This window comes from Arthrobacter sp. AD-310 (genome assembly GCF_054656615.1).
Window position 1 is genome coordinate 25,833 of sequence record NZ_BAAHNO010000036.1, and the last position, 2,931, is coordinate 28,763.

Sequence of the window (2,931 nt, forward strand, 5' to 3'; positions counted from 1 at the left end):
TTGCTGGAATCACGGGTCAGCGGGCCGGTCAACCTCTGCGCCCCGGCCCAGGAGGATGTTAACTCCATCGTGGCCGCACTGGCCCAGGCGCTGCACCGCACGGCAGCGCTGCGGGTTCCGGCGACGGTGCTGAGGTTGCTGATGCGCGACCTCGCCGAAGAACTGCTGCTGTCCAGCCAGCGCCTGGAACCCGCCGTTCTGGCACGGACAGGTTTCCAGTGGCAGCACCCGGCCCTGGCCCAGGCTGCGGGCTGGGTAGCGGGTCAGGACAGCGCAGGCCCGCACCACCGGGATGGCCGGGGAGCGCACTGAATGCCTCCTGTCCCGGCGTTCACGATCCGGGCAGGACGTCACTGATCCGCCAGGCGCCGTCCACACGGACAAGGACAAGCCGGAGGGGCCGGGCGGAACTGGCGGCGCCTGCTGCCAGCACTGAGCCGCGGGAGTCCCTTTCCTCGTAGGCGGACGTAGCCGAGGTTGCGCGGACCACCGCCCTGGCAGCCGTGGCACCGGGTTCGGTTGCCGTTCCTGACAGCGTGCTGGAAAACCCGGAGAGTACAAGGCCGGAATCCCGCAGCCTCCCGCCCGTCCGGAGGTCTGCCGCGGCTGCCGCCGACCCGGCGGCGTTGACCTCGTCCAGCAGCGCCAGGTTGCCGCTTTGGAAAGCATGGTCCCGAAGGGCGGCCAGGCCGGCGAGGGCGTAGGCAGGATCGGCTGCGGCGGCCCTGCTGCGGGCAGTCCCGACGGCGGCGCGTTCTTCCGCTGCCGGATCTTCTGCCGCGGCGCCACTTCCGGCCGTCGCGGCGGCACCCGCACCCGGCATAACCACCGGGCCGGGTGGCACGGTCCCGGCCAGCCACCCGGCGGCTGCCATGACCAGGAAGGCTGCAACTGCCAGTCCGGCCGTACCTGGCAGTCCACCCCTGCCGGACCCGCGGGAAGCGGAAGTGGAAGTGGACGGAACCGGGCCAGCGTGCCGGCCACGGACGGATCTTCCCGGCGTCGCGGGCGGGATTGGCAGGCCGGGCAGCGGGGACGGCTCCCGTGTCCACGGGGTGCGGGGCAGCCGGGCAGGCAGGAGCCTCCGCCGCAGGGCATCAACGGCCTCCATTGCCCCGCGCCCCCTGAAGCGTGCCCGGACCGAAGGTGGTGCGACGTGCCTGCGCGTCACCAGTTCCGGGAGCACCGTGGGATGGACAGCCGCGGCAAGGTCGATCGGCCGGGGCGGTGCACTCCGGTAGACGGCGGCGGCCAGGGCCGCCGCCGTCGGCCGAAGCCGCCTGTCTTCATTCAGTCCCGCTTCCAGCGCGGCGGCGAGGTCTGCCGGCACCTCAGGGACGAGCAATGACAGTGGAGGGCGGCCGGCGGTCCGCGCAGGCGGCTCACCGGTGAGGCAGTACCAACCAAGGGCGGCGGCGGAGTAGACGTCGCGTTCGGGCTGGAGCCCTGCGCGTACCGCGTCCACCGGTGCCGGGTCCAGGAACCCCGCCGTCCCCATGTTTTCCACCCGGCCCGGTTCGCCCAGCATCCGGGCGATGCCAACGTCGGACAGCAGCGGCTTGCCCTGGCCGGTGAACAGCACGTTCCCGGGCGAAACGTCCAGGTGCGTGAATCCGTTGGTGTGCAGGTATCCCAGCGCGTGCGCTACCGGGGTCAGCACGGTGACCGTCTCCCCCACGCTGAGCCTGCCCCGGACGGCCACCAGCCGGGCCAGCGAACCGCCGGCCGCGTAGTCCAGGGCCAGTGCGACCGCGGCGCCGGAACCTGCTTCGATAGGGACAACGTGGTGTGCTTTGACGAGGTGCTGGTGGTCCAGGGCCGCGAGGATGCGCACCTCCCGTTTCACGGCCTCCGCACTCAGGCCTTCCCCGGAATGTGCACCGTCGGCGCCGGGGCTGAAACACTTCAGGGCAAAGTTCCGGCCGGTGCGCTGCTCCGTTCCCAGCCAGACCGTGGCCGTGCCGCCGCGGCCCAGCAACCTGCCAATGGTGTATCCGGGAATCACCGGGGCCTGCAGATCGTCCATCCCTCATGTCTAGCTGAATACGCTGCCGCCTGCAGAAGTTATCCACAGGTCCGCCACCGCGTGCGGTCACATCGCGCGGGCAGTGGTGAGCTTAAGCACTAAACCCGGCCAGCAGCGCTGCGGGGTCTAAGCTGGAAGGCATGACTCTTGAGTTTTCGCGGCTGGGTCTGGCCCCGGAGTTCGTGGATTACCAGCAGGCCTGGGATCTTCAGCGCGGACTTCACGCACAGGTAGTAGCAGGCGAGGCGCCCAGCACCGTACTGCTGCTGGAGCACGCAGCCGTCTACACCGCAGGCAAACTGACCGAGGACCACGAGCGGCCCTTTGACGGTACTCCCGTCGTCGCCGTCGACCGCGGCGGAAAACTGACCTGGCATGGTCCCGGCCAGCTCATCGCCTACCCGATCCTCAAATTGAAGAACCGCGCCGGAATCCGGGACTACGTGGAACGCCTCGAGGCCGTCATGATCGCCGTCATGGAGGACTACGGCATCAAGGCCGAGCGTATCAAGGGCCGCGCCGGCGTCTGGATCAAGGCCGACTCCAAAGGCCCGGACCGCAAGATTGCCGCCATCGGCATCCGGGTCCTCAACGGCGTCACCATGCACGGCATCGCCATTAACTGCAACAACGACCTCGCGCCCTACGGCCAGATCATCGCCTGCGGCATCACCGACGCCGGCGTCACCACCATGTCATTGGAAACGGGCCAGGACATTCCCCCGGCCCGGATCGTTGACCGCATTGTGGAAGAATTCCGCAAGCATGAAGAAGCACTCGTTTCAAGCCCCGAAGGAGCTCTACTGTGACATTGGCACCTGAAGGCCGGAAAATGCTGCGGATCGAGCAGCGCAACGCGGCTGTCCCGGTGGAGCGCAAGCCGGACTGGATCAAGGCCAAGGTCC

General features: G+C 69.0%; 3 protein-coding genes. 2 read left to right on the forward strand and 1 reads right to left on the reverse strand.

Annotation, left to right across the window (positions count from 1 at the left end):
- The coding region (locus tag ACYQ1Z_RS18795) for a DUF1731 domain-containing protein (RefSeq protein WP_459794066.1) at window positions 1–312 on the forward strand (312 nt) is incomplete at its 5' end.
- Window positions 313–331: 19 nt separating this feature from the next.
- Here ACYQ1Z_RS18795 and ACYQ1Z_RS18800 read toward each other — a convergent pair.
- Complete coding sequence (locus ACYQ1Z_RS18800) at window positions 332–2,026, reverse strand: serine/threonine-protein kinase (protein WP_459794067.1); 1,695 nt, start codon at window positions 2,024–2,026, stop codon at window positions 332–334.
- 131 nt (window positions 2,027–2,157) lie between these two features.
- Here ACYQ1Z_RS18800 and lipB point away from each other — a divergent pair, with 131 nt between their 5' ends.
- Window positions 2,158–2,835: a lipoyl(octanoyl) transferase LipB gene (gene lipB, locus ACYQ1Z_RS18805; RefSeq protein WP_459794068.1), complete on the forward strand. Its 678-nt coding sequence runs from the start codon at window positions 2,158–2,160 to the stop codon at window positions 2,833–2,835.
- Window positions 2,836–2,931: the final 96 nt, after the last annotated feature.

Excerpts from the sequence above, each read along its gene's own strand:
- ACYQ1Z_RS18800 (WP_459794067.1), bottom strand. The coding sequence starts at position 2,026 with ATGGACGATCTGCAGGCCCCGGTGATTCCCGGATACACCATTGGCAGG.